A 25,940-nucleotide genomic window follows, 5' to 3' on the forward strand; every position below is an offset into this window, starting at 1 on the left:
CTGTTCTGTCTGTCTTTTTACCGCACGCGCGTACGCCGGCTGCGATACGTATCGAGCACGACCGCCACGACGATCACCGCGCCCGTGATGATCCGTTTGGTCGGCTCGTTCGCACCGATCTGCGCCAGCCCCGCGGCCAGCACGGAGATGATCAACACGCCGAAGAACGTGCTGATCACCGAGCCGCGCCCGCCCATCAGGCTCGTGCCGCCGATCACGACGGCGGCGATGACCTGCAGTTCGAGGCCCGCGCCCGCGTTCGGATCGGCCGCCTCGAGCCGCGAAATCTGGAACAGCGACGCGAGCCCCGCGAGCGCGCCCATCAGTGCGAATACGAGGATTTTATACGGCCGCGGGTTAACCCCTGCAAGTCGGACCGCTTCCTCGTTCGTGCCGATCCCGACCAGATAGCGCCCGAACACGGTGCGCGTGAGCACGAACTGGGCGGCGATCATCACCGCGACCGCGATCAGGAACGCCGGCGAGATGCCCAGCGCGATCGGGTTCGACAGGAAATCGAACGCGTCGCCGATATACGCGGTGCGCGAATTCGTCAGTTGGTACGCGAGGCCGCGCGCGGCCTCCAGCACGCCGAGCGACACGATGAACGACGGAATCCGCCAGCCGACCGTGACCGCGCCGGTCAGCGCGCCCGTCGCGGTCGCGACCGCGATCCCGATCAGCGCGGCCGGCAGCGGCCCCCACTGCCACTTCAGCGCGGCGACGCTGACCATCGACGCGGCGAGCGCGAGCACCGAGCCGACCGACAGGTCGATCCCGGCGATGATCAGCACGAAGGTCATCCCGACCGACATCACGACGAGATCGGGAATCTGGTTCGCGATCGTGCTGAACGTGTCGTAGGTCAGGAAATGCGAGCTCAGCGCCGAGAACAGCGCGATCATCGCGGCCAGCGCGCCGGCGAGCCCGAGATAGTTCGACAGGCCGAGCCGCGTGCCGGACAGCGTGCGCGCGCGGCGCCCGGTCACGTCCTGCTGCGCGCCTGCGTCGGTCGGGGATACGGGAGGCTGGGTCATTGCGGTCGTCCTGTCGTCGAAGTGCCCGGAGCGGCGCCGCGCGCCTGCCCCGCGTCCGGATGCTGCATGGCGGCGGTCGGCGTCTCGCGGCCAAAGCCGGCGAACGCTGCGGCCAGCAGCGCGTCCTGGGTCCAGTTGCCGCGCTCGAACACGGCGGTCATGCGCCCGGCCGACATCACGCCGATCCGGTCGCAGATCAGCATCAGCTCGCGCAGGTCGCTCGACACGACCACGAGCGCGCGGCCTTCGCGCGCGAGCGCGCCCATCAAAGTGTAGATCTCGAATTTGGCGCCGACGTCGATCCCGCGCGTCGGCTCGTCGAACAGCAGCACCCCCATGTCGCGCGCGAGCCAGCGGCCGATCACGACCTTCTGCTGGTTGCCGCCCGACAGCTCGCCGACCGCCTGCGCCGCGCCGTGCGTGCGGATCCGCAGCGCCTCGATCTGCTGCTCGGCGAGCGCCGTTTCGCGTGCGGAATCGACGATGCCGCCGCGCGCGAGCCGGTCGAGCTGGCCGAGCGACACGTTCGCGGTGATCGACTGCGACAGCAGCAGCCCTTCCCCCTTGCGATCCTCGGTGATCAGCGCGATGCCCAGCTTCACCGCCTCGACGGGCGACGCGATCCGCGCCGGCTTCAGCGGCTCGCCGACCGCGATCGTCCCGGCGTCCGGCGTATCGGCGCCGTAGATCAGCCGCAGCAGCTCGGTGCGCCCTGCGCCGATCAGCCCGGAGATGCCGAAGATCTCGCCCGCGCGCACCTCCAGCGACACGTCGCGCACGGCCGTCCCGCGCGTGAGGCCCGATACCGCGAGCCGCGGCGCACCGAAACGGCGCTCGCCGAGATCGATGTGTTCGCCGATCTCGCGCCCGACCATCAGCGTGACGAGCCCGTCGGACGTCGTCGCCGCCATGTCGCCTGCATGCACGAGCCGGCCGTCGCGCAGCACCGCGACGCGCTCGGCGACGCGCGCGAGCTCTTCGAGCCGGTGCGAGATGTAGACGATCGCGACGCCGCGCGCCTTCAGCCGGTCGATCTGCTCGAACAGCAGCTCGACTTCGCGCGCGGTCAGCATCGCGGTCGGCTCGTCGAGAATCAGCACGCGGCAGTCGCCGATCAGGTTGCGGGCGATCTCCACCATCTGCTGGTGGCCGATGCCGAGCGCGCCGACCGGCGTATCGGGGTCGACCGCGTCGAGCCCGACCTGCGCCATCGCCGCGCGCGCGTCGTCGCGCAGCCGCGCGCGATCGATGATGCCGAAGCGGCGCGGCAGACGGTTCAGGAACAGGTTTTCGGCGACGGTCAGCGTCGGCAGCAGGTTCAGCTCCTGCATCACCATGCGCACGCCGAGCGCCTCGGCCTGCGTGCGGCTCGCCGGCGCATAGGCCTCGCCGCCGAGCTGCATCGTACCGGTGGTCGGGTCGACGAGCCCGCCGATGATCTTCGACAGCGTGCTCTTGCCCGCGCCGTTCTCGCCGGTCAGCGCGAGCGCCTGGCCTGCATCGAGCGTCAGCGTGACGTCGGCGAGCACGGGTTCGGCATAGGTCTTGCCGATGCCGGAGACGGACAGCACGGGGTGGGCTGAACGGGAGGGTTGGAAGGTCGGTTCCATCGCGATCCTGATTGCGGCCGCGCGCACGCGGCGCGCGGGTATGACGCTCACAAGTGCATGTGCATGCAGTGGCCGTGATCGCGCTCACACCGGATAACGGCCGCCGCGCCGGATTCTTGAGGCCGGCGGCCGGACCGGTGCGGCGTTACTTCGTCACGAGATCCACCGGCGTCTCGACCACGCCGGACATGTCGGCCTGCTTGCGATGCTCGGCAATGGCCTTGAGCGCCGTGTCGATGCCGAACACGGCCTGCTTCGCCGCGTACTGGTCGGCGGTCGCGAGCACGCGGCCGTCCTTCAGCATCGGCTTGATCGCGTTGATGTTGTCGTAGCCGACCACGAGCACCTTGCCCTGCTTGCCGGCCGCGCGCACGGCCGACACGGCGCCGATCGCCATGTTGTCGTTGCCGCACAGCAGCGCCTTCAGGTTCGGGTATTCGTTGAGCATCGCGGCGGCCACCGCATTGCCCTTGTCGATCTCCCATTCGCCCGACTGCACCGACACGACCTTCATCCCGCCCGCCTTCATCGCGTCCTGGAAGCCGGCCGTGCGCTGCTGCGCGTTGGTGGTGGTCGACACGCCTTCGACGATGCCGACCTGGTCGCCCGCCTTCAGCCGCTTCGCGAGGTAATCGCCGATCTTGCGCGCGCCCTTGCGGTTGTCCGGGCCGACGAACGGCACGTTCAGGTTCTTCGACTTCAGCACGTCGGGATCGAGCCGGTTGTCGATGTTCACGACGACGATGCCGGCGTCGACGGCCTTCTTCACGACCGGCACGAGCGCCTTCGAATCGGCCGGCGCGAGCACGATCGCGTCGACCTTCGACACGATCATCTGCTCGACGATGCGGATCTGGTTCGCGGTGTCGGTCTCGTCCTTGATGCCGTTCGTGATCAGGTCGAACTGGTTCGCATTGTGTTTCTGGTATTCCTTCGCGCCCGTTTCCATGGTCAGGAAGAACTCGTTGGCGAGCGACTTCATCACGAGCGCGACCTTCGGCTTGGCCGCGGACTGCGCGTGGACAACCGGTGCGGCGGCCACCGCGACGGCGGCGAGCGCGGCGGTCAGGAAGCGACGGCGAAAGCGGACATTCATACACATCTCCTGGCGACGGCCCGAAGGCCGGATTGTTGTTTTAATGTGAGCAAACGTTTGCGCCACACTACCCGAGCAATGGCCATCGATGCTGCTGTCGGTACCACGGAATGGAAGCGAGGCAGACGGCCGACTGCCTGGCGCGTGCTGTCGTCGACGCGCCACCGCCAGCGGAACGCCGGCGGAGTGAAGGCTATGCTGTACCGATTCGCTTCGGCGCGCAACCTGTCTGATCAATATTTAAGGGTTTATTCGGAGCGCGCGAGCGGGCTTCGCGACGCGCAAATGCGACACTCGCGACGGCGGCTCGCCGAAGCGCTCGCTTCGCGGGCAGCGGCCGACGATGGCGCGGTTCGTCGTGGACAACGCGCTTCGCGCCGACGATATCGACGCGCAGCGCGCGGGCATTCGTCGTCGCGACCTGTCGCCGACCATGACGGAAGCGGCGAGTCGGACGGCGCTGTTGCGTGAATGGGGAAACTGCCGGTTTCGTATGCCGCGCCGAGGTTCGGCAGGTCGTTCCTGTTTTTCCGTTGGCGTGGGAACGTGTATCGATCGCCGTCTGGCGCGAAGCACCGGATCGAAAACCTCGGCCGAGGCTTCGATCGTGACGGCGCCTCCCCTGCCGCCGCCCGGTGCGTCGAACGGCAAGGTAAGCGTGGTGCGTGTCGCGCGGCATCCGTGACATCCGCCCGGACGGCGCGCGACGCGCAATGGTCAGACGGCTTCGCGCAACAGCCCGGCGATTTCCGCTTCGTTCAGGTGCGGCGCGAACATTTCGATCAGCCGGTACGCATACGCGCGCAGGAATGCGCCCTTGCGCAGCCCGACCCGTGTCGTGCTCGCCTCGAACAGGTGCTGCGTATCGAGCGCGACGAGCCCCGTGTCGCGCTGCGGATCGTAGGCCATCGCAGCGACCACGCCGATCCCCATCCCGAGCTCGACGTAGGTCTTGATCACGTCCGCGTCGATCGCGGTCAGCACGACGTCGGGTACGGCGCCCGCCTGCGTGAATGCCTGGTCGATGTGCGAGCGGCCCGTGAAATCCTGGTCGTACGTGATGATCGGGTACTCGGCGATTTCCTCGAGCGTCAGGTTCTCGCGGCCGACGAGCGGGTGGCCTTTCGGCACGACGACCGTGTGGTGCCACGAATAGCACGGGAACGTGACGATGTCCGGATAGCGGTCGAGCGCCTCGGTCGAGATGCCGAGATCGGCCTCGCCGTTCAGGATCATCTGCGCGATCTGCTGCGGGCTGCCCTGGCGCAGCGCGAGATGCACCTTCGGAAACACCTCGGTGAACTGCCGGATCACCTTCGGCAGCGCGTAGCGCGCCTGCGTGTGCGTCGTCGCGACGACGAGGTGGCCGCTGTCCTGATCGGCGAACTGGCGCGCGACGCGGCGCAGGTTCTCGGCGTCGAGCAGCATCCGCTCGATCAGCTGGTGCACGGCCTTGCCGGGCTCCGTGAGCCCCGTCAGCCGCTTGCCGCGCCGAATGAAGATGTCGACGCCCAGTTCATCCTCCAGATCCTTGATCTGTTTCGACACGCCCGACTGCGACGTGTACAGCACGTTCGCGACTTCGGTCAGGTTCATGTTCTGGCGCACCGCTTCGCGCACGAACCGCAATTGCTGAAAATTCATGGGTATGCCTCTTAGGCTGTCGTTGTTTGATTGTCGAATCGGAGCGAATCCCGCCCTTTGCCCCACATTGTCTCGTCAACGCGCGGGAAATACCCGCACGGCACGCGGCACGGCCGTCGCGCCGTCGCCGACCTGCAGCGAGAGCGCCCGCCAGGCGTCGCGGTCGAGTTCCGCCTCCAGCGCGCCGCCCGCGCGTGCCTCCAGCTCCACGCGCACCGAACCGCCGAGCGGAATCACGCGCCGCACGTCCACCGCGATGCCGTCGCGGTGCCCTTCGCCCGCCGGCCACAGCTGCAGATCGTGCGGCCGCACGTACGCATTCGCGGGGCCCGCGAAATCGGCGTCGACGTCGATCGGCGCAGCCGCGCCCTCGGCGACGAAGCCGCGCCCGGCGACCGTCCCCGGCAGCCGGTTCGCCGCGCCGAGAAACTCGTACACGAACGCGCTTTGCGGATGATCGTAGACGTCCTGCGGGCTGCCGACCTGCTCGACGTGGCCGCGGTTCAGCACGACGATCCGATCGGCCACCTCGAGCGCCTCCTCCTGATCGTGCGTGACGAAGATCGTCGAGATGTGCAAGTCGTCGTGCAGGCGACGCAGCCAGCCGCGCAGTTCCTTGCGGACCTTCGCGTCGAGCGCGCCGAACGGTTCGTCGAGCAGCAGCACCTTCGGCTCGACCGCGAGCGCGCGGGCGAGCGCGATGCGCTGGCGCTGGCCGCCCGACAGCTCGGACGGGTAACGCTGCGCGAGCCAGTCGAGCTGCACGAGCTTGAGCAGTTCGTGCACCTTCTCGCGAATCGCGGCTTCCGACGGCCGCTCGCGGCGCGGCTTCACGCGCAGCCCGAACGCGACGTTCTCGAACACGGTCATGTGGCGGAACAGCGCGTAGTGCTGGAACACGAAGCCGACCTGGCGGTCGCGCGCGCCGACCGACGCGACGTCGAGCCCCTGCAGCACGACCTGGCCGGCGTCCGCGTGCTCGAGGCCCGCGATCACGCGCAGCAGCGTGGTCTTGCCGCAGCCGGACGGCCCGAGCAGCGCGACCAGTTCGCCGGGCGGGAAGTCGAGCGATACGTTGTCGAGCGCCGTGAAATCGCCGAAGCGCTTCTGAAGGTTACGGACGGTGATACCCATTCTGGTTGCCTCTTTACGATTTCGACGAAACGGCGCCGACAGGGCCGGCATGTGTGGGAACGGCGTCGGCCAGTTCGGCGGCGAGATGACGCTCGGCGATCAGCTTCAGCGCGAGCGTGACGAGCGCGAGCAGCGCCAGCACCGACGCCACCGCGAACGCCGCCGCGAAGTTGTATTCGTTGTACAGAATCTCGACGTGCAGCGGCATCGTGTCGGTCACGCCGCGGATGTGGCCGGACACGACCGACACCGCGCCGAACTCGCCCATCGCGCGCGCATTGCACAGGATCACGCCGTACAGCAGGCCCCATTTCACGTTCGGCAGCGTCACGCGGCGGAAGATCTGCCAGCCCGATGCACCGAGCACGCGCGCCGCTTCTTCCTCGTCGGTGCCTTGCGCCTGCATCAGCGGAATCAGCTCGCGCGCGACGAACGGGAACGTGACGAAGATCGTCGCGAGCACGATGCCCGGCACCGCGAAGATGATCTGCACGTCGTGATCCTGCAGCCACGGCCCGAACCAGCCCTGCGCGCCGAACAGCAGCACGTACACGAGGCCGGAGATCACCGGCGACACCGAGAACGGCAGGTCGATCAGCGTCGTCAGCAGCGCCTTGCCGCGGAATTCGAACTTCGCGATCGCCCACGATGCGCACACGCCGAACACGAGGTTCAGCGGTACCGCGATCACGGCGACGGTCAGCGTCAGCTTGATCGCCGACCACGCATCGGGATCGGCCAGCGATTCGAGATAGAAGCCCACGCCCTTGCGCAACGCCTCGACGAACACCGCGGCGAGCGGCACGACGAGGAAAAACGCGAGGAACGCGAGCGCGATGCCCGTGAGCAGCCAGCGCACGACGCGCGACTCGCTGACGGGGTCGAGCCGCTTCGTGGCGCGCACGGCGGACGACGGGGTTTTCAGCACGACGGTGGCCTCCTGGCTCATTGCTGGCCTCCTGCCGCGACGGCGTTGACGGTGGCGGGCGCCGGACTGCTCGCGCCCTTGCTCGTCCTGCGCTGCAGATACCACTGCAGCGTGTTGATCAGCAGCAGCATCAGGAACGACACCACCAGCATGACGACCGCCAACGCGGTCGCGCCCGCGTAGTCATACTGTTCGAGCTTCGTGATGATCAGCAGCGACGTGATCTCGGATTTCATCGGCACGTTGCCGGCGATGAAGATCACCGATCCGTATTCGCCGAGCGCGCGCGCGAACGCGAGCGCGAAACCGGTGAGCAGCGCCGGCAGCACGGCCGGCAGCACGACGCGGCGGAACGTCAGCCAGCGCGACGCGCCGAGGCACGCGGCGGCTTCTTCCTGCTCCCGCTCGAAATCCTCGAGCACCGGCTGCACGGTGCGCACGACAAACGGCAGCCCGATGAAGGTCAGCGCGACCAGCACGCCGGCCGGCGTGAACGCGATCTTGATGCCGAGCGGCGCGAGATACTGGCCGACCCAGCCGTTGGTCGCGTAGACGGCCGCGAGCGAGATGCCGGCCACCGAGGTCGGCAGCGCGAACGGCAGGTCGACGACCGCATCGACGAGGCGCTTGAACGGGAACGTGTAGCGCACCAGCACCCACGCGACGAGAAAGCCGAACACGGCGTTGATCAGCGCGCCGCCGAGCGCGGCCGAAAACGTCAGCCGGTACGACGCGAGCACGCGCGGCGACGTGACGGCGGTGACGAACTGGTCCCACGACAGCGTCGCGGTCTTCAGGAACGTGGCGGCGAGCGGAATCAGCACCACGAGGCTCAAATAGGCCACCGTGATGCCGAGTGTCACGCCGAAACCGGGCAGCGCGCTCGGCTTGCGAAAGGTGTACGTCGTCATCGGATGCTCTTGCTGGGTCGATGCTGCTCACGGGTCCGACGCAAACGCCGGCGCAGTGCATCGCGCCGGCGGCCCGTCGGGGATGCGGCGCGCTGTCGTGGCGCGCCGCTTGGTCGTTATGGTGTGACTGCGTGCGTTACTGCGGCTTGTAGATCGAATCGAACACGCCGCCGTCCGCGAAATGCGTCTTCTGTGCATTCGTCCAGCCGCCGAACGTGTCGTCGACCGTGTACAGCTTCAGCTTCGGGAACTGCCTGGTCAGTTCAGCCGGCACGTTCTTCGAGCGCGGCCGGTAGTAGTTGCGCGCCGCGATTTCCTGGCCCTGCGGGCTGTACAGGTAATTCAGGTACGCCTCCGCCAGCTTGCGCGTGCCCTTCTTGTCGACCACCTTGTCGACCACCGCGACAGGCGGCTCGGCCAGGATGCTCACCGACGGCACGACGATCTCGAACTTGTCGGTGCCGAATTCCTTGACCGACAGGAACGCCTCGTTCTCCCATGCGATCAGCACGTCGCCGATCCCGCGCTGCACGAAGCTCGTCGTCGCGCCCCGCGCGCCGGAATCGAGCACGCCCGCGTTCTTGTAGAGCTTCGTGACGAAGTCCTTCGCCGTCTGCTCGTTGCCGCCCGGCTTGTGCAGCGCGTACGCCCATGCGGCCAGGTAGTTCCAGCGCGCGCCGCCGGACGTCTTCGGGTTCGGCGTGACGATCGAGATGCCCGGCTTGGTCAGGTCGTCCCAGTCCTTGATCCCCTTCGGATTGCCCTTGCGCACGAGGAACACGATCGTCGACGTGTACGGCGACGCGTTGTCGGGCAGGCGCTTCTGCCAATCCTTGTTCACGAGCCCCTTGTTCGCGAGCGCGTCGATGTCGTACGCCAGCGCCAGCGTGACGACGTCGGCCTGCAGGCCGTCGAGCACCGAGCGCGCCTGCGCGCCCGAACCGCCGTGCGACTGCTTGAAGTTGACGGTTTCGCCCGTCTTCGCCTTCCACTCCTTGCCGAACGCCTGGTTGAAATCCTGATACAGCTCGCGCGTCGGGTCGTACGACACGTTCAGGAAAGTCGTATCGGCCTGCGCATGCGTCGCGACGCCCAGCGCCGCCGCCGCGCCCAGCGCGAATGTTGCGATCAGGCGGCCCACTCCGCCCACCAGCCCCGTGTTGCGCTTGCCCATCCTTGGTTCTCCAGTGTTGTCGGTATTGCGATGTCGGGCCAGTCTATCGAACGGGTTACATGATTAAAAATAATCCTTCCTCATTTTTTAATACTCAAAAGTGCTAACGCATACGGGACGGACGGTTGCGGCGGACAAACCGGCGTCCGGGCGTCGCAAAATCGCGCCGAAATCGACGCAATCGCGTCGAACCTCAAGTAACACTTGAAATTCACGAAGTACTGTATAAAAATACAGCTCACTGTCTATCCATACAGTTGAGCCATGACCAAACTCACCGCCCGTCAGCAGCAAGTGTTCGACTTGATCCGCCGCGCGATCGAGCGCTCCGGATTCCCGCCCACCCGTGCCGAGATCGCGGCCGAACTGGGCTTCAGCTCGCCGAATGCGGCCGAGGAGCACCTGCGTGCGCTGGCGCGCAAGGGCGTGATCGAGCTGGCCGCGGGCGCATCGCGCGGCATCCGGCTGCTCGGCATCGACGACGCCCCGCATCAGTTCACGCTGCCGCACGCCGGCCTGATGCAACTGTCGCTGCCGCTCGTCGGCCGCGTCGCGGCCGGTAGCCCGATCCTTGCGCAGGAGCACATCTCGCAGCACTACGCGTGCGATCCCGCGCTGTTCACCAGCAAGCCCGACTACCTGCTGAAGGTGCGCGGGCTGTCGATGCGCGACGCCGGCATTCTCGACGGCGACCTCCTCGCCGTGCAGAAGCGCACGGAAGCGAAGGACGGCCAGATCATCGTCGCGCGCCTGGGCGACGACGTCACGGTCAAGCGCCTGATGCGCCGGCCCGGCGGCCTCGAGCTGATCGCGGAGAACCCGGATTACGAAAACATCTTCGTCAAGGCCGGCAGCGCGGATTTCGCGCTGGAAGGCATCGCCGTCGGGCTGATCCGCTCGGGCGAACTCTGACATTCCGTCTCGCTAGGAGAACATCATGGAACGCCTTGCCCGCCTGCTGCCTTTCCGTCAATTCGGTCGCCTGCGTCATCTGCGCGGCCGCACGCCCTGCGCTCCGCTGTCCGCGGCGGCGCCCGTGCAAGAAGAAGTCGCAGTCGAACGGCAGGCGTCCCTGCTGCCGTCAGCGCTCCCCGCGTTCGCGCGCGTATCGCTGAACGCTGGCCTGAATCACGCGGAACCCGCGCGTCGCGCGCCCGTGCGCGTCTATCACGGTCGTTCGCGCCTGATCATGGTGGGCACGATCGACGCCGTCTGCCGGATGATCGATCGCTGCATCGCGGAGGAACGATCGGCCACGCCGGGCGGTCTCTGATTGCGGAACCTTCCGGCACTGGAGGCAACGTGACTGGTTCGTCGCGCCGTGCATGGCGACTCAAGCCCCTGTTGATCGTCGCGGTCGTCGTCGCCTTCATTGCGGCGCTCGGCTATGGGTACGCGTCGCCGTATCTCGCGCTCGGCCGCCTGAAATCGGCGATCGATGCGCGCGACGCGCAGGCGATCAGCGAATATGTGGACTTTCCGTCGCTGCGCATCAGCCTGAAGCAGCAGGTCACGGAAGAATTGATGCGCCGCGTCGACGCCGTAAAGAAGGACAATCCGTTCGCGGTGATCGGTGCGCTGATCGGGTCCGCGCTGATCGGCCCGCTCGTCGATGCGTACGCGACCCCGGAAGGCGTCGCCGCGCTGATGAGTGGATTGCCGCCGCGCGGCAATCCGGGCGAGCGGCCGCCTGACTGGTCGAATCAGCCACCGGCGGGCAATGCGCCTGCCGCGCCACCCGCCCATCCGGCGCCGGCAAGTGCCGGCGTACCGGGTGGCAACGCGGCCGCTTCCGCGGCATCGTCGCCGGCCCCCGCGCCGGCCGCACCGGCCGCACCGGCCAGCCCCAGCGAAGCAACACAAGCGCCGCGCCAGCAACAAACCAGCGCGGGCTACCGAAATATCGATGAATTCGTCGTCACGTATCAGCGCCGCGCCGACGGCACGCGCTATGCGGCGATCTTTCACCGCTTCGGGCTGTTCTCGTGGAAATTGTCCGGGATCGACCTGCATGCATAGCAGGTCGCGCTGGACGCCCGCTCCGGCGATCCAGCGCGATGCCTGACCGGCCTCCATCGCCGGTCAGGTCGCCATCCAGTCTTTAGATCATTGGCTGCTCGCCATGGCCGCCTCGCGCTCGCGCGCGATTTCGGCCTTCTGCTCTTCCGCCGACGAACACGCCACCAGAATGCTGCAGTTCACGCGATCGAGCAGTTGCGTATTGCCCGAGCCCATCCACCATCTCGACAATCCGCTGCGGCACCGATGGCCGACGACGACGAGGTCGACCTTCAGCTCCGACGCGAGATTCGCGATTTCGTCGATCGGATAACCGAAGGCGAAATGGCCCTCGGCTTGCACACCGCGCTCGCGCAGCCAGTTCACGCCTTCCTGCAGGATTTCGCGCGCGGTTTCCTCGAAGCGGCCGCACGCGACATCGGTCAGCAAGCCGGCGCTTTGCGCAATGCTCGAACGCATGTCGACGACCGACAGCAAATGCGTTTCCGCCTTCAGGTCCATTGCGAGATTGGCTCCGCAGCGTAGTGCCTTGCGCCCTTCGAGCGTGCCGTCGTAACACAGCAAAATCTTGTTGTAGCTAGCCATGAAGCCTCCCTATCGCGACAACGAGCCGACGCATTCATCATGGTGCGCCGCAATCCAGGACGCAAGAGATGGAAAACGCTGATTCGCCCCGCGTGGCGCGTGCGCGATGATGCGGTGCATGATCGGTGCGCACATGCGTCGCACCGGGCGGGCGTGCCCTGAAGCGACGCAGCCGATGCACTAGAATGGCCCATTCGTACACCAGCGAGCCGCGTCGCGCCGGCATCGTGCGCTTCGGTCACGCCCGTGTGACACGGATTCGTGCGATCCGTTCGGAAACCAGTCACGCACCAGGCAGCAGCACACGCCCGCTTACAACGACAAGACGCCCATGTCCGTCGCACCGATCGATTTCCGCAACGTCGAAAAACGCTATGGCGACAAGCTCGTCGTCAACGGCCTGTCCTTCCACGTGAAGGCCGGCGAATGCTATGGCCTGCTCGGCCCGAACGGCGCCGGCAAGACCACGACGCTGAAGATGCTGCTCGGCCTCGCGCATCCCGATGCCGGCACCATTTCGTTGTGCGGCGAACCGGTTCCATCGCGTGCCCGACATGCACGCCAGCGCGTCGGCGTCGTCCCGCAGTTCGACAATCTCGATCCGGACTTCACGGTCCGGGAAAACCTGCTCGTGTTCAGCCGCTATTTCGGGATGTCGGCGCAGGCGGCACGCGCGCTCGTGCCGCCGCTGCTCGAATTCGCGAAGCTCGAGAACAAGGCCGATGCGAAGGTGGGCGAGTTGTCGGGCGGCATGAAGCGTCGCCTCACGCTCGCCCGCGCGCTCGTCAACGATCCCGACGTGCTCGTGCTCGACGAGCCGACGACGGGCCTCGATCCGCAGGCGCGGCATCTGATGTGGGAGCGGCTGCGTTCGCTGCTCGCGCGCGACAAGACAATCCTCATCACCACGCATTTCATGGAAGAAGCCGAGCGTCTGTGCGATCGGCTGTGCGTGATCGAGGAAGGCCGCAAGATCGCCGAAGGCGCGCCGCATGCCCTGATCGCATCGGAGATCGGTTGCGACGTGATCGAGATCTACGGGCCCGATCCGGCCGCGCTGCGCGACGAGTTGTCGGCCTTCGCGAAGCGCACCGAGATCAGCGGCGAGACGCTGTTCTGCTATGTGACCGACCCCGAACCGCTCAGCGCGCGCCTCAAGGGCCGCACGGGGTTGCGCTATCTGCATCGCCCGGCCAATCTGGAAGATGTGTTCCTGCGGCTCACCGGCCGCGAGATGCAGGACTGAACGACCATGGACGTCCGCAACTATTCCGCCACCACGCCGTCGGCCCCGCCGCGCGAATCACGCTTCGCGATCGCGATGCCGGCCAATGCAGGCAACTGGGCCGCCGTCTGGCGACGCAACTACCTCGTGTGGCGCAAGCTCGCGCTCGCGTCGATGTTCGGCAATCTTGCCGATCCGATGATCTATCTGTTCGGGCTGGGTTTCGGGCTCGGCCTGATGCTCGGCCATGTCGACGGCGTGTCGTATATCGCATTCCTCGCGGCCGGCACGGTCGGCTCGAGCGTGATGATGTCCGCGAGCTTCGAGTCGATGTATTCGGGTTTCTCGCGGATGCACGTGCAGCGCACGTGGGAAGCGATCATGCATACGCCGCTCGCGCTCGGTGACATCGTGCTCGGCGAAATCGTCTGGGCGGCCAGCAAGGCGATGCTGTCGGGGGGCGCGATCATGCTCGTCGCGGGCGTGCTCGGCTATGCACGCTTTCCGTCGATGCTCGCGGTGCTGCCGGTGATCGCGCTGGCCGGCCTCGCGTTCGCCAGCATCGCGATGATCGTCACGGCGCTCGCGCCATCCTACGATTTCTTCATGTTCTATCAGACGCTCGTGCTGACGCCGATGCTGCTGCTGTCGGGCGTGTTCTTCCCGATCACGCAGTTGCCGCCGATCGCGCAGCATGCGGCGCAGGCGCTGCCGCTCGCGAATGCGGTCGAGCTGATCCGGCCTGCGATGCTCGGCCGGCCGGCGACCGACATCGCGCTGCACGTCGCGGTGCTCGCCGGCTACGCGGTCGGCGGATTCCTGCTGTCCGCGTGGCTGTTCCGGCGGCGGATGATGCGCTGACGGCCGGCGCGTCGGGCACCGGGCACCGGGCACCGGCCGCCGGCCGCCGGCCAAATGCGACGACGTTACTCGTCGTCGTCGCTCCACGGAATTTCGACGTCGGTCAGGAACGCGACGGTCGCGAGCGGGCCGCCTTCGTGGCGGCCGAGCTTGCCGTCCGCGCGATGCCATTCCACGCGGAACTGCGTGCCCGGATCGTCGGCCACCAGATACACCGTGCGCAGCTCTTCCTTGTCGGCTTCGTCCACCGGGCCGTCGAACGACACCAGCATCTTCTGCGGCCACAGGCCGTTGACGGGATCGTAAATGCGATCGCCCTGCGGAATGTCGATGCTGGCCTCGACACCGATCGTTGCGGAGGCCTCGATGATCATCGTGCCGAGTGCGTGCAGCACGGCCGTCGCCCGCGCGGAATTGGCCTGACGAATCGCGAGATCGCCGCGCGTCAGCGCCTTTTCGAGTCGAGGATGAATCTTCGGTTGGGTCATGCGTTTTCCTGTTTGCTTCTTGTAAAGGGCGCCGCACGCATGAAGCGGCGGCGCCGGGTGAATACGACGATGGCGCGCGACGGGCGCGCCGTTGCGCGCGTCAGAACCCGAACGCGATCGCGAGCAAGCCGCTCACGATCCCGAATACGACGACGAGCGTCGCGACGATCGCCAGCATGTACGGCTTGAACGAACGCGCGAGCATCGCGAGCGACGGCACGCTGATCGGCGGCAGCGTCATCAGCAGCGCGGCGGCCGGACCGACGCCCATGCCGAGCGACAGCATCGCCTGGATGATCGGCACCTCGCCGGCCGTCGGAATCACGAACAACATGCCCGCGACCGCGAATGCGACGATCCAGCCGAGCTGATTGCCGATGTCCGGGCCGATATGCGGAAACAGCCACGCGCGCGCGGCGCCGAGCAGCAGCACAAGCACGATGTATTCGGGCACGAGCCGCACGGCCATGCGTGCGAGCAGCTTCATCCAGCGGACGAACGGATTGCCGGCCGCGGCCTGTTCGGCCGCCAGCGCGGCAAGCTGCGCATCGTCGATGCTGCGGTCTTCGGGACGTGCGACGCGATTCAGCAGATAGCCGATCCCGAACACCATCGCGATGCCGAGCACGAGGCGCAGCGCGCTCCAGTGCCAGCCGAGCACGAAGCCCATGAACACCAGCGCCGCCGGGTTCAGCACCGTGTTGCCGAGCCAGAACGCGACCGCGCCGCCCGGCGACGCATGACGCGCACGCAGGCCCGCGACGACCGGCGCCGCGCAGCACGTGCACATCATCCCGGGCAGCGACAGCAGCCCGCCCGCGGCGACGCTGCCGAAACCCGTGCGACCGAGCACGCGCGCCACCCAGTGCGCGGGCAGCAGCGCCTGCACGGCCGAGCCGAGCAGCAGGCCCAGTACCATCGCCTGCCAGATCGCCTTGCCGTATGCCCACGCGTAGTCGAGCGCCGCCTTCAGCGACGGCTCGGGCGCGGCCGCCGACGTGCCCATCAGGATCGACTGGCCGATCGAATGGTGCTCGGCGGCAACGAACGCCTTGTTGTAGTACGGAAACCATTTTACGTAGAACAGTCCCGCGACCGCGATCAGCAGGAAGGTCATCCAGCCGAGGGCCGGGTTGGGTTGGGTGCGTGTGGTCGTCATCGTGTGATGGTCGTCGAGTGGTTTTTATCGATTTCGGATGTCGTGCCGGCCGCAAATGCGGCCGATGCGGGCAGCCCGGCTTGCGCGAGTTCGGCCAGCAGCGTGCGCGCCTGATCGGGCACGTCGGCCGCGTTGGGCCGGAACGTGAACGTCAGCACCCGGTTCGGCTTGTTGTACGTCGCGCGGTAAGTGCGCGCATAGGCGGGATCGTAATGCCTGTCGATCAGTTCGGTGAACAATTCGGCTCGCGCGCCGACATCGATCAGCCCCTTCCAGCGCGTCACCTCTTCGCGGCTGTGCAGGCCGATCAGCCGGTGAAGCTGCGCCTTGAACGCGTCCGGCGCGTCGAACAGATGGGCGTAATCGTCGAGAAGGAACGCGATCCGCTCGTCGTGGGCGGCTTCGACCTGAACCCACGGCCCCGCGTGAAACGCCTCGATCAGCGCGATCGGCAACTGCACGAGCCCGATCCTGCGGCTTTCCGACTCGACGAACACCGGCCATTGGGGGTCGAAGCGTCCGAGCGCCTCGACGAGCCCCGAATCGAAGCCCTTCTGCGCCGGCTGCGGCTTGCCCGGCAGCGCGCCGAGCAGCGAGCCGCGATGACACGCGAGCGCTTCCAGGTCGAGCGTCTGCGCGCCCACGTCGCGCAGCGCGTTCAGCAGCCGCGTCTTGCCGCAGCCCGTATGGCCGACGAGCGCGATGTAGCGAAAGCGTGTAGGCAGCGAATCGAGCGTCGCGCACACCGACCGGCGGTATGCCTTGTAGCCGCCGTCGAGCTGGCGCGCCTTCCAGCCGATCAGGTTGAACCAGGTCGTCATCGAGCCCGAACGCTTGCCGCCGCGCCAGCAGTAGATCAGCGGCCGCCAGTTGCGCGGACGGTCAGCGAACGTCGTGTCGAGATGGCGCGCGATGTTGCGCGCCACCATTGCCGCGCCGACGCGCGTCGCCTCGTACGGCGACACCTGCCGGTACATCGTGCCGACGAGCACGCGCTCTTCGTTGCCGAGCACGGGCGCGTTCAGCGCGCCGGGGATATGGTCCTCGGCGAACTCGAGCGGCGTGCGCACGTCGATGATCTCGTCGAACTCGCCGGCGCGATCGAGGGTGACAATCAGGTTCTTCAATTTGGCGTCGAACAGGGGCGATGCGGCTCGAGAAGCCGCATGGGCGCGGAAGGCGGATTGACGATTATCTCACGGGCCGGCGTCCCGGGCCTCGCGCGGCGATCGGCGGCGACGAAGCGGCCTGCATCGCGTCGATCAGATGATCGCGGAACGCGCGCACCGACGCGGGCAGATCGCGCCCGGCCATCGTCTGCACCTGGATGCTGCGTTCGCGCAGTTGCGGGTTGGTCACGGGCACGACGACGAAGCCGTCCGCCTCGGCGCGGTCGCGCACCGACAACAGCCCCGTGAACATCACCGCGCCCGTGCGCCGCGCGTAGCCGTACATCGCCGCGGTATTGTTGCTCGTCAGCTCGGGCTCGAGCAGCAGCCCGTCGAGCGCGCACGCGATGTCGATCAACTGCCGCACCGTCGTGCCGGCCTCGGGCAGCACGTGCGCGTACCGGGCGACATCGGCAAGCGACACCGCGTCGCGCGCCGCGAGCGGATGATCGTGCCGGACCAGCGCAAAGACCGGCGCGCGCTCGGTGTGGTCGACGCGCACGCCCTTCTCCGGCGCGAGGCTGAAGGTCAATGCGATGTCCGCATCGCCGTCGCGCACGCGCCGGGTCGCGTCCGCCGGCGACACGACCCACACGATGAAATCGACGCCCGGGTGGCGCGCCTTGAAGCTCGCGAGCACGCCGGGCAGGAAATCGATCGCGAACCCTTCCGAGCACGCGATCTTCAGCAGGCTGCCGTGCAGCGCGTCGAGCCCGCCGATGTCCTTCATCACGTGCTCGGCCTCCAGCAGGCTGCGCTGCGCGAACGCCAGCAACCGCTCTCCCGCCTCCGACAACGCCATCCCGCGCGGCCGCCGCTCGAACAGCGGCGCGCCGAGCTCGCTCTCCAGCTTCGCGATCTGGCGGCTGATTGCCGATACGGCCACGTGCAGCCGCGCGGACGCGTCGCTGATCGACCCGGTACGCGCCACCTCGACGAAATATCGCAATGCCAGGCCATGCAGGAAAGCCGCCATCGTTCTGTCTCCGCGCCGCATCCGGCCGCGCTGCTTTGCCTTTTCGGCAAAGAAAGGTTCGAAATTCGATCATTGTGACAAAAAAACCGGCTTTCTAGAATCGATCGCACTTCACGCTGCCTGCGCGCCCGCGCACGGCGAACCCGACCGAGGAGACCCGACTTGAGCCGTACCGCCGCCATCCAGCACGCGCTGAACCAGTTCGAATCCGGTGCGTTCTTCACGACCCTGAGCCGCCGCGTCGGCCTGCGCACCGAAAGCCAGGAAAGCGGCAGCGAAGCCGCGCTGCGCGCCTATCTGACCGACGAGATCGCACCCGAGGCCGCGCGCCTCGGCTTCACGTCGCGGATCGTCGACAACCCCGTCGCTGGCGGCGGGCCGTTCCTGCTCGCGTCGCGCCACGAAGGCGACGCGCTGCCGACCGTGCTGATCTACGGTCACGGCGACGTCGTGCGCGGCTACGACGCGCAGTGGCGCGCGCCGCTGTCGCCGTGGACGCTGACGGCCGACGGCGACCGCTGGTACGGCCGCGGCAGCGCCGACAACAAGGGCCAGCACACGATCAACCTGGCCGCGCTGGCGAGCGTGCTCGAAGCACGCGGCGGCCGGCTCGGCTTCAACGCGAAGCTGCTGATCGAGATGGGCGAGGAAACCGGGTCACCGGGCCTCGACGCGCTGTGCCGCCAGGAGCGCGACGCGCTCGCGGCCGACGTGCTGATCGCGTCCGACGGCCCGCGCATCGCCGCCGCGCGCCCGACGGTATTTCTCGGCTCGCGCGGCTCGGTCAACTTCAAGCTGAGCCTGCGCGCCCGCGACGGCGCGCATCACTCCGGCAACTGGGGCGGACTGCTGCGCAACCCGGCGATCGTGGTCGCGCATGCGCTCGCGAGCCTCGTCGACGCGCGCGGCGCGATTCGCGTCGCGGGGCTGCGCCCGCCGCCGATCCCGGCCGCGGTGCGCGACGCGCTCGCCGATCTTTCCGTCGGCGGCGACCCCGGCGACCCGGCGCTCGACGCCGACTGGGGCGAGCCCGGCCTGTCCGCGGCCGAGCGCGTGTTCGGCTGGAACACGTTCGAGATCCTCGCGTTCAAGGCCGGCAATCCGGAGCATCCCGTCAACGCGATCCCGCCCGCCGCGTACGCGCACTGCCAGTTGCGCTTCGTCGTCGGCACCGACTGGGAAGCGCTGCAAGCACACCTGCGCGCGCATCTCGATGCGCACGGCTTCGCCGACATCGAGATCGACGTCGAACGCGGCGCACCGGCGACGCGCGTGCCGCCGGACGATCCGTGGGTCTGCTGGGCCGTCGCGTCGCTCGCGCGCACCACCGGCAAGAAGCCCGCGATCCTGCCGAATCTCGGCGGCACGCTGCCGAACGAGGTGTTTGCCGACACGCTCGGGCTGCCGACGCTGTGGGTGCCGCACTCGTACCCGGCGTGCTCGCAGCACGCGCCCGACGAGCACCTGCTCGCGAGCGTCGTCAGCGAGGGGCTGCAGATGATGGCCGGCCTCTTCTGGGATCTCGGCGAGAACGCGCCGCCCGTTCGCCGCGCAGCCTCCGCCGCGGCCGGCGCCGCCCTGTAACGCGCTTCGCCCCTTTCACGGGACCTGCACACACGATGGATACGACCACCCTGACCTCACAGGACGCCGCGCGCCCCAGCGCCGCGCAAATCCGGCGCATCATCTTCGCGGCGTCGATCGGCAACGCGCTCGAATGGTTCGACCTGATCGTCTACGGCTTCTTCGCGGTGACGATCGCCAAGCTGTTCTTCCCCGCCACGAGCGAAGCGACGTCGCTGATGCTGACCCTCGGCACGTTCGGGCTGTCCTACCTGATCCGGCCGATCGGCGGCTTCGTGCTCGGCGCGTACGCGGATCGCGCGGGCCGCAAGGCGTCGCTGCTGCTGTCGATCGCGATGATGATGGCCGGCACGCTGCTGATCGCGCTGATGCCGACCTACGCATCGATCGGCATTCTCGCGCCGCTCGGGATCATGCTGTCGCGGCTGATGCAGGGCTTTTCCGCCGGCGGCGAATTCGCGAGTTCGACCGCATTCCTCGTCGAGCACGCGCCGCAGCGGCGCGGCTTCATGTCGAGCTGGCAGTTCGCGAGCCAGGGCCTCGCGACGTTGCTCGCGTCGGGCTTCGGCGCGCTGCTGACGGCCACGCTGACCTCCGCGCAACTCGAAAGCTGGGGCTGGCGCGTGCCGTTCCTGTTCGGGCTGGCGATCGGCCCGGTCGGGCTGTACATCCGCCGCTACGTCGACGAAGGCGTCGAATTCAAGACGCAGGCACGCTCCGAGGCGCCGGTGCGCGAGCTGTTCGCGGGCCAGAAGGTGCGGCTGCTGCTGTCGATCGGCGTGCTCGTGATCTCGACCGCGATCAACTACATGATCCTGTACATGCCGACCTATGCGATCAAGCAGCTCGGGCTACCGGCATCGACCGGCTTCGCGGCGACGCTCGCGACCGGTTTCGTGCTCACGCTCGTCACGCCGGTCGTCGGCCATCTGTCCGACCGCACCGGGCGGATCCGCATGATGGCGGTCGCGGCGATGCTGATGCTCGTGACCGTGTGGCCGACGTTCGCATGGCTCACGCGCCACGCGTCGTTCGCGACGATGCTCGCCGCACTGGTCTGGATCGGCGCGCTGAAGGCGATGTACTGCGGCGCGCTGCCGGCACTGATGGCCGAACTGTTCCCGTCGCAGACGCGCGCCACCGGGCTCGCCGTCAGCTACAACACCGGCGTCACGCTGTTCGGCGGCTTCGCGCCGTTCGTCATCACCTGGCTGATCAGCGCGACCGGCAACCGGCTGTCGCCGGCGCTCTATCTGATCGGATGTGCGCTGCTGAGCCTCGCCGCGCTGTTCGTCGCACGCACGCGGCTGAAGATGCACTGACGCGAGCAACGACGGCGCGGCGCGGCGCGGCGCCGTCGAAACCGCCCGATGCGGCCCGTCGCGGCATCGCTGCCGCGCGGGCCGCGCGCCGCTTACGGCGCCGGATTCGGCTGCCGTTCGTGCAACGCGTCGATCTCGGCGAGGATCTCGTCGGACAGCGTCACGTCGATGCTGCCGATGTTCTCCTTCAACTGCTCGAGCGACGTCGCGCCGACCAGGTTGCTGCGCACGAACGGGCGGCTGTTGACGAACGCGAGCGCCAGTTGCGCGGGCGACAGCCCGTGACGCCGCGCGAGCGCGACGTAGCGCGACGTCGCCTCGACGGCCTGCGGCTTGCTGTAGCGCTGGAAACGCTCGAACAGCGTGATGCGCGCGCCGGCCGGACGCGCGCCGTTCTCGTACTTGCCGGACAGCCAGCCGAACGCGAGCGGCGAATACGCGAGCAGACCGACGCCGTCGCGATGCGTGAATTCCGACAGCCCGTTCTCGAACGTGCGGTTCAGCAGGCTGTACGGATTCTGGATGCTGGCGATGCGCGGCAGCCCGAGCCTTTCGGCCGCGCGCAGGAACTGCGCGACACCCCACGGCGTTTCGTTCGACACGCCGATCGCGCGCACCTTGCCGGCCTTCACGAATTCCGCGAGCACGCCGAGCGTTTCCTCGATCGGCACCGTGTACGCGTCGTCGACCCACGGATACGCGGGCCGGCCGAACGTGGTCGTGCTGCGATCGGGCCAATGCAGCTGGTAGAGATCGACGTAGTCGGTCTGCAGGCGCTTGAGGCTGCCGTCGAGCGCTTCGGTCAGGTTCTTGCGGTCGAACTGGTTGCCCTCGCCGCGAATATGGCGTGGATTGTGCGGCTGCCGCGCCGGCCCCGCGATCTTCGTCGCGAGCACGATGCGATCGCGCTGCGCGCGATGCCGAGCGATCCAGGTGCCGATGTATTGTTCGGTGCGGCCTTGCGTGTCGGGCTTCGGCGGCACCGGATACATCTCCGCGGCGTCGATCAGCGTCACGCCCTGCCCGAGCGCGTAGTCGATCTGCTCGTGCGCGTCGCGCTCCGAATTCTGCTCGCCCCACGTCATCGTGCCGAGACCGATCAGGCTGACCTCGATACCCGAATCGCCGAGTGTGCGGTATTCCATGCTGTTCCTGTCGCGTCGGTGGAAAGCAGGAACGCTATCACATTGGAGCGACTGCTTCAGACCGGCGCGGCACATGCTTACAAGCGGCCTGCTGTGCCGCCCGGCACGCTCCGTGCTCCTTCGCCCGCTCCGTCACAGGTGAGGCCGCCCCCCGTTACTGCGGCCGCTGGATGAAGCAGGTCGCCGACGCATGCGCGACGATCTTGTCGTCCGGCGTCTTCAGCGTGCCCTCCGCGACGCCCAGCGAACGCGACAGGTGAATCACCCGCCCTTCCGCGATCAGATCGACGTCGCGCGGCACGGGCCGCAGCATCTTCACGTGCAGATCGACGGTGCCGTAACCGACACCCGCATCGAGCATCGAATGCACCGCGCACCCGGTGACCGAATCGAGCACCGTCGCGGCGAACCCGCCGTGCACGCCGCCCAGCGGATTCAGGTGCCGGCCGTCCGCCCGCGCCGAGAACTTCACGTAACCGAGCTCGACATCGAGCGGACGCATCGGGATCGTCTCGGAAATCGACGCGAGGGGCGCGTCGCCCGACACGGCGGCACGCAGCAGATCGAGGCCAGACAGGGAAAGCGGATTCATCGGGTTGTCTCCGGGTTGAAAGCGCGTCGCCGCGCGAGTAAGTTCTAAATTGGAACTCATTATTGTCAACGACGCCGGCCGTTGTCAACGCGGCTGCGCCCGTTGCGACCGAAGGCGGGTTCTATAATCGAACCCGCTATTTCGCTGAACCGCCGCAAGACCGCCGCAAGAGGCAAGAGACTCGACGATGAAATGGGATGACATCGGCACGCTGAACTGTTCGGTCGCCCGCACGCTCGCCGTGCTGGGCGACCGCTGGACCATGCTGATCCTGCGCAACGCCTTCCTCGGCTGCCGCCGCTTCGATGCGTTCCAGGCCCAGCTCGGCCTGACGCGCCACGTGCTGGCCGAACGGCTCGCGCGGCTCGTCGACGAAGGCGTGCTCGTCAAGCGCGCGTATCAGGAACGCCCGCCGCGCTTCGAATACCGGCTGACGGAAAAGGGCCTCGACCTCTACCCGGCCCTGCTCGCGCTGATGGCGTGGGGCGATCGCTGGAAGGACGACGGCTACGGGCCGCCGGTGCAATTGCGCCACCGGGCCTGCGGGCAGCTGATGCACGCGGTCACCGTGTGCTCGGCCTGCGGCGAACCACTCGACGCTCGCGACGTGCAGCCCGAGCCCGGGCCCGGCTGGATCGCGTCCGACGAAGCCGGGGCGCGTGCAGCGGCGGATTGACGATGCGTTGCGTGCGGATGCCCGAGCGGCATGCCCGCCAGACGTACGCCTGAGCCGCGGGCCGCATTGATTGGGCGCCCGTCCGACCGGGCGCGCGCATTGCTCGCACGCGCGTGCTCTGCAACGGTACACGCAAAACGCACACAATCGTCGGGCCTACTCCTGTCCGTTGATTGCCGATCGCACACGGACCGCACAACGCAACTTTGCGTCACCCTTCTCCCCCCCTACCGATCATCGCGTGGCCCGTCGCTTCGCATCCGTACGTGACCGGGCCGCCACGCGTGCGTTACACTCACGGCCCGCTGTCTCGAAATCATTCGCTGTCCAACATGTTGTCGCGCAATCGCCTCGCTGCCGCCTGTCTCGCCGCTTCCCTGCTCGCCACCCCCTTCGCCGCCTTCGGCAAGACGCAAAGCGAATCGCTGCTTCAGCAGGCGATCGATCTCGTGTCGCGATGGTTGCCGGCTCCGACTCATGAAGCCCCCGCGACGCAGGTCGTCGAATCGGCCTTCTCGCCCGACGGCGGCGCCGAGGCGCTCGTGCTGAAAGCGATCGGCGCGGCGCGCAGTTCGATCCGGGTCGCCGCCTACTCGTTCACGTCGCCGCCCGTCACGCGTGCACTGCTTGCCGCCAAGCGCCGCGGCGTCAATGTCGCGGTGGTCGTCGACGACAAGGGCAACCGCGCAAAGAGCAGCAAGCAGGCACTGAACCTGCTCATCAACGCGGGCATCCCGACGCGCACGATCGACACCTATGCGATCCATCACGACAAGTACCTCGTGATCGACGCCGAGCACGTCGAAACAGGCTCGTTCAACTACAGTGCGTCGGCGGCCAGCCGCAATTCCGAGAACGTCGTCGTGGTCTGGAACAACCCGCAACTCGCGTCGCGCTACCTCACCCACTGGCAAAGCCGCTTCGATCAGGGCACGCCGTACCGCTCCAGCTACTGACGCGCCGCACACCCTTTCGCCCGGCGGCGCTCGTCCGCTCGCGTTCCCGCCACCATGGTGCAGATGATCGACCAGCGCGGCGCGATGTTCAATTCGGCCGAATGGCCAGTGCACCGCCGCGCGAAGCGCCCGTCACGCGCGATGCCGCCATGCTCAATGGATCTCCGGCACCCGGCCAGTCGCGACGCCGGCATGCGCGCTCGACGCACAGCGATTCGCATGTCCGTCCGCACCGCTCGCCGAATTCGCCGACAAGCCGTGGGCGCCCATCGGCAGCGCACTGCGCACGCAATCGGTGCTGAATGTCAGTGTGTTCTGAACCAGCGGGTAAAGGAAATACAGCGCGAACGCGAGATAGCCCGCGTACAGGATTCGAACCATGGTGCGATGGGATGAACGATTGGACTTGTCCTGTTTACGGCGCGGCGACGCGCGCCTTGAGGTTATCGCGTGTCCGATTCCGCATCGGGGCGAAACCCGGGCCGATGACACGCGCCTTTCACGGCATCGACACCGAATCTCATGAACCCGGTCACCGCCGTGGCGGAACATGCAGCGTGGCGATGCATCGACGAATGCGCGATACTGTTCCGCGTACGACCCATCACCGGCCCGACGGCCGGGACAAGAGGCAACGCCCATGCAAATCGCACCGAAATCGGCCGACGAGGCGGCCCGGCTCGATACGCTTCATTCGCTTTCGATCCTCGATACGCCGCCCGAAGAGCGTTTCGATCGCCTGACACGCCTCGCGCGGCGGCTGTTCGACGTCCCGATCGCCCTCGTCAGCCTCGTCGACGAGAATCGCCAGTGGTTCAAAAGTCATCCGGGCCTCGACGCCGCACAGACGCCGCGCGACGTGTCGTTCTGCGCACACGCACTGCTCGCGCCCGATACGATGGTGATCCAGGACGCGCTGAACGACGACCGCTTCCACGACAATCCGCTCGTCACCGGCGCGCCCGGCATCCGCTTCTACGCCGGCCGGCCGCTCGCCGCACCGAACGGCGCCCCCATCGGCACGTTGTGCCTGATCGACACGCGGCCCCGCTCGCTCGAACCCGACGAACTCGCGCTGCTGGGCGATCTCGCCCACATGACCGAGCGCGAGATCGCCGCGCTGCATTTCGCGACCACCGACGAACTCACGCAACTGACGAACCGGCGCGGCTTCGAGCTTCTCGCCCGCCACGTGCTGAGGCTGTGCGATCGCGTCGGCCGTCACGCCGTGCTGCTGTTCTTCGACCTGAACGATTTCAAGGCGATCAACGACCGCTTCGGCCATGCCGAAGGCGACCGCGCGCTCAAGGCGTTCGCCGAAACGTTGACGGGCGCGCTGCGCGACAGCGACGTCATCGCACGGCTCGGCGGCGACGAGTTCGTCGTGCTGTTGAGCGCCACCGATCCGGCCGACGTCGCCGAGCCCGTCGAACGCGTCACGCAGGCGCTCGCGCAGCGCAACGCCGCCGACGCACGCGGCTACGCGATCCGGTTCAGCGTCGGGCACGTTGCCTACGATCCCGCACACCATCGTACCGTCGCCGACCTGCTGGCATCGGCCGATCGCCGGATGTACGAACACAAGCAGCGCGGCAAGACGGCCGGCGCATGACCGCGAACGCGCCACGCGGGCCGCGGCGAGATCGCGC

General features: G+C 67.6%; 27 protein-coding genes. 11 read left to right on the plus strand and 16 right to left on the minus strand.

The features are described 5' to 3' along the window. Positions 1–17 precede the first annotated feature (17 nt). From QZM15_RS27640 to QZM15_RS27650, 3 genes are all read right to left on the minus strand, one after another. Entirely contained in the window at positions 18–1,037 is a 1,020-nt protein-coding gene (locus QZM15_RS27640) for an ABC transporter permease (protein ID WP_059584134.1), read from the minus strand. Next, positions 1,034–2,647: a sugar ABC transporter ATP-binding protein gene (locus QZM15_RS27645; RefSeq protein ID WP_302107637.1), complete on the minus strand. Its 1,614-nt coding sequence runs from the start codon at positions 2,645–2,647 to the stop codon at positions 1,034–1,036. The genes QZM15_RS27640 and QZM15_RS27645 overlap by 4 nt, the downstream gene beginning before the upstream one ends. Before the next feature lie 145 nt (positions 2,648–2,792). Beyond that, entirely contained in the window at positions 2,793–3,743 is a 951-nt protein-coding gene (locus QZM15_RS27650) for a sugar ABC transporter substrate-binding protein (RefSeq protein ID WP_060318414.1), read from the minus strand. Between the two features lie 358 nt (positions 3,744–4,101). Here QZM15_RS27650 and QZM15_RS27655 point away from each other — a divergent pair, with 358 nt between their 5' ends. After that, complete coding sequence (locus tag QZM15_RS27655) at positions 4,102–4,428, plus strand: hypothetical protein (protein WP_302107638.1); 327 nt, start codon at positions 4,102–4,104, stop codon at positions 4,426–4,428. Positions 4,429–4,460: 32 nt separating this feature from the next. On the opposite strand, the gene QZM15_RS27660 is transcribed toward QZM15_RS27655, so the two are convergent. From QZM15_RS27660 to QZM15_RS27680, 5 genes are all read right to left on the minus strand, one after another. Then, on the minus strand, positions 4,461–5,387 hold the full coding sequence (locus QZM15_RS27660) for a CysB family HTH-type transcriptional regulator (RefSeq protein WP_034186954.1): 927 nt from the start codon (positions 5,385–5,387) through the stop codon (positions 4,461–4,463). 75 nt (positions 5,388–5,462) lie between these two features. Beyond that, positions 5,463–6,521 carry a sulfate/molybdate ABC transporter ATP-binding protein gene (locus QZM15_RS27665; RefSeq protein WP_302107639.1) on the minus strand — a complete coding sequence of 353 codons (1,059 nt, stop codon included), beginning with the start codon at positions 6,519–6,521 and terminating at the stop codon, positions 5,463–5,465. 13 nt (positions 6,522–6,534) lie between these two features. Next, entirely contained in the window at positions 6,535–7,470 is a 936-nt protein-coding gene (gene cysW / locus QZM15_RS27670) for a sulfate ABC transporter permease subunit CysW (RefSeq protein WP_302107640.1), read from the minus strand. Next, positions 7,467–8,360, minus strand: coding sequence for a sulfate ABC transporter permease subunit CysT (gene cysT / locus QZM15_RS27675; protein WP_302107641.1), 894 nt, complete (start codon positions 8,358–8,360; stop codon positions 7,467–7,469). Before cysT ends, cysW begins: the two co-directional genes overlap by 4 nt. A 136-nt stretch (positions 8,361–8,496) precedes the next feature. Next, on the minus strand, positions 8,497–9,534 hold the full coding sequence (locus QZM15_RS27680) for a sulfate ABC transporter substrate-binding protein (RefSeq protein ID WP_060966071.1): 1,038 nt from the start codon (positions 9,532–9,534) through the stop codon (positions 8,497–8,499). Between the two features lie 264 nt (positions 9,535–9,798). Here QZM15_RS27680 and lexA point away from each other — a divergent pair, with 264 nt between their 5' ends. From lexA to QZM15_RS27695, 3 genes are read left to right on the plus strand one after another with little or no spacing between them, the layout of a single operon-like run. After that, positions 9,799–10,446 (plus strand): transcriptional repressor LexA, encoded by a 648-nt coding sequence (gene lexA / locus QZM15_RS27685; RefSeq protein WP_006476077.1) that lies wholly within the window; start codon positions 9,799–9,801, stop codon positions 10,444–10,446. Positions 10,447–10,471: 25 nt separating this feature from the next. Further along, complete coding sequence (locus QZM15_RS27690) at positions 10,472–10,807, plus strand: hypothetical protein (RefSeq protein WP_006476078.1); 336 nt, start codon at positions 10,472–10,474, stop codon at positions 10,805–10,807. 29 nt (positions 10,808–10,836) lie between these two features. Further along, the gene (locus QZM15_RS27695) at positions 10,837–11,553 is read left to right on the plus strand and encodes a DUF2939 domain-containing protein (RefSeq protein ID WP_302107642.1); all 717 of its coding nucleotides are present in this window, start codon (positions 10,837–10,839) and stop codon (positions 11,551–11,553) included. Between the two features lie 87 nt (positions 11,554–11,640). On the opposite strand, the gene QZM15_RS27700 is transcribed toward QZM15_RS27695, so the two are convergent. Next, positions 11,641–12,138, minus strand: a complete 498-nt coding sequence (locus QZM15_RS27700) for a universal stress protein (protein ID WP_302107643.1) — start codon at positions 12,136–12,138, stop codon at positions 11,641–11,643. Positions 12,139–12,469: 331 nt separating this feature from the next. Between QZM15_RS27700 and nodI the strand changes: the two genes are divergently transcribed. Together nodI and QZM15_RS27710 are read left to right on the plus strand one after the other, a co-directional pair. Beyond that, complete coding sequence (gene nodI, locus QZM15_RS27705; RefSeq protein WP_059638668.1) at positions 12,470–13,384, plus strand: nodulation factor ABC transporter ATP-binding protein NodI; 915 nt, start codon at positions 12,470–12,472, stop codon at positions 13,382–13,384. 6 nt (positions 13,385–13,390) lie between these two features. Then, positions 13,391–14,224: an ABC transporter permease gene (locus QZM15_RS27710; RefSeq protein WP_302107644.1), complete on the plus strand. Its 834-nt coding sequence runs from the start codon at positions 13,391–13,393 to the stop codon at positions 14,222–14,224. Between the two features lie 65 nt (positions 14,225–14,289). Here the strand turns inward: QZM15_RS27710 and QZM15_RS27715 are convergent, their stop codons facing one another. From QZM15_RS27715 to QZM15_RS27730, 4 genes are all read right to left on the minus strand, one after another. Next, a complete protein-coding gene (locus QZM15_RS27715) occupies positions 14,290–14,712 on the minus strand; it encodes a hypothetical protein (protein ID WP_059584150.1) in 423 nt (140 codons plus the stop codon). 100 nt (positions 14,713–14,812) lie between these two features. Further along, positions 14,813–15,871, minus strand: a complete 1,059-nt coding sequence (locus QZM15_RS27720) for a permease (protein ID WP_059584152.1) — start codon at positions 15,869–15,871, stop codon at positions 14,813–14,815. Beyond that, positions 15,868–16,998 carry a tRNA 2-selenouridine(34) synthase MnmH gene (gene mnmH / locus QZM15_RS27725; RefSeq protein WP_302107645.1) on the minus strand — a complete coding sequence of 377 codons (1,131 nt, stop codon included), beginning with the start codon at positions 16,996–16,998 and terminating at the stop codon, positions 15,868–15,870. Before mnmH ends, QZM15_RS27720 begins: the two co-directional genes overlap by 4 nt. Before the next feature lie 64 nt (positions 16,999–17,062). Then, positions 17,063–18,016 (minus strand): LysR substrate-binding domain-containing protein, encoded by a 954-nt coding sequence (locus tag QZM15_RS27730; RefSeq protein WP_099316370.1) that lies wholly within the window; start codon positions 18,014–18,016, stop codon positions 17,063–17,065. Positions 18,017–18,178: 162 nt separating this feature from the next. Here QZM15_RS27730 and QZM15_RS27735 point away from each other — a divergent pair, with 162 nt between their 5' ends. Both QZM15_RS27735 and QZM15_RS27740 read left to right on the plus strand, forming a co-directional pair. Next, positions 18,179–19,600 (plus strand): M20 family metallopeptidase, encoded by a 1,422-nt coding sequence (locus QZM15_RS27735; protein WP_302107646.1) that lies wholly within the window; start codon positions 18,179–18,181, stop codon positions 19,598–19,600. A gap of 35 nt (positions 19,601–19,635) precedes the next feature. Further along, positions 19,636–20,922, plus strand: coding sequence for an MFS transporter (locus QZM15_RS27740; RefSeq protein WP_302107647.1), 1,287 nt, complete (start codon positions 19,636–19,638; stop codon positions 20,920–20,922). Between the two features lie 92 nt (positions 20,923–21,014). Here the strand turns inward: QZM15_RS27740 and QZM15_RS27745 are convergent, their stop codons facing one another. Both QZM15_RS27745 and QZM15_RS27750 read right to left on the minus strand, forming a co-directional pair. Beyond that, positions 21,015–22,067: an NADP(H)-dependent aldo-keto reductase gene (locus tag QZM15_RS27745; RefSeq protein WP_059584161.1), complete on the minus strand. Its 1,053-nt coding sequence runs from the start codon at positions 22,065–22,067 to the stop codon at positions 21,015–21,017. Positions 22,068–22,221: 154 nt separating this feature from the next. After that, entirely contained in the window at positions 22,222–22,659 is a 438-nt protein-coding gene (locus QZM15_RS27750; RefSeq protein WP_006484216.1) for a PaaI family thioesterase, read from the minus strand. A 187-nt stretch (positions 22,660–22,846) separates the two neighbouring features. Between QZM15_RS27750 and QZM15_RS27755 the strand changes: the two genes are divergently transcribed. Next, complete coding sequence (locus tag QZM15_RS27755; protein WP_124657971.1) at positions 22,847–23,335, plus strand: helix-turn-helix domain-containing protein; 489 nt, start codon at positions 22,847–22,849, stop codon at positions 23,333–23,335. Positions 23,336–23,667: 332 nt separating this feature from the next. Then, a complete protein-coding gene (locus QZM15_RS27760; RefSeq protein ID WP_059638683.1) occupies positions 23,668–24,291 on the plus strand; it encodes a phospholipase D family protein in 624 nt (207 codons plus the stop codon). A 153-nt stretch (positions 24,292–24,444) separates the two neighbouring features. Here the strand turns inward: QZM15_RS27760 and QZM15_RS27765 are convergent, their stop codons facing one another. Beyond that, positions 24,445–24,672: a hypothetical protein gene (locus QZM15_RS27765; protein ID WP_059638685.1), complete on the minus strand. Its 228-nt coding sequence runs from the start codon at positions 24,670–24,672 to the stop codon at positions 24,445–24,447. Positions 24,673–24,931: 259 nt separating this feature from the next. On the opposite strand from QZM15_RS27765, the gene QZM15_RS27770 reads away from it, so the two are divergent. After that, positions 24,932–25,903, plus strand: a complete 972-nt coding sequence (locus QZM15_RS27770; protein WP_302107648.1) for a diguanylate cyclase — start codon at positions 24,932–24,934, stop codon at positions 25,901–25,903. Positions 25,904–25,940: the final 37 nt, after the last annotated feature.

The organism is Burkholderia sp. AU44665 (assembly GCF_030504405.1).
GTDB lineage: Bacteria > Pseudomonadota > Gammaproteobacteria > Burkholderiales > Burkholderiaceae > Burkholderia > Burkholderia semiarida.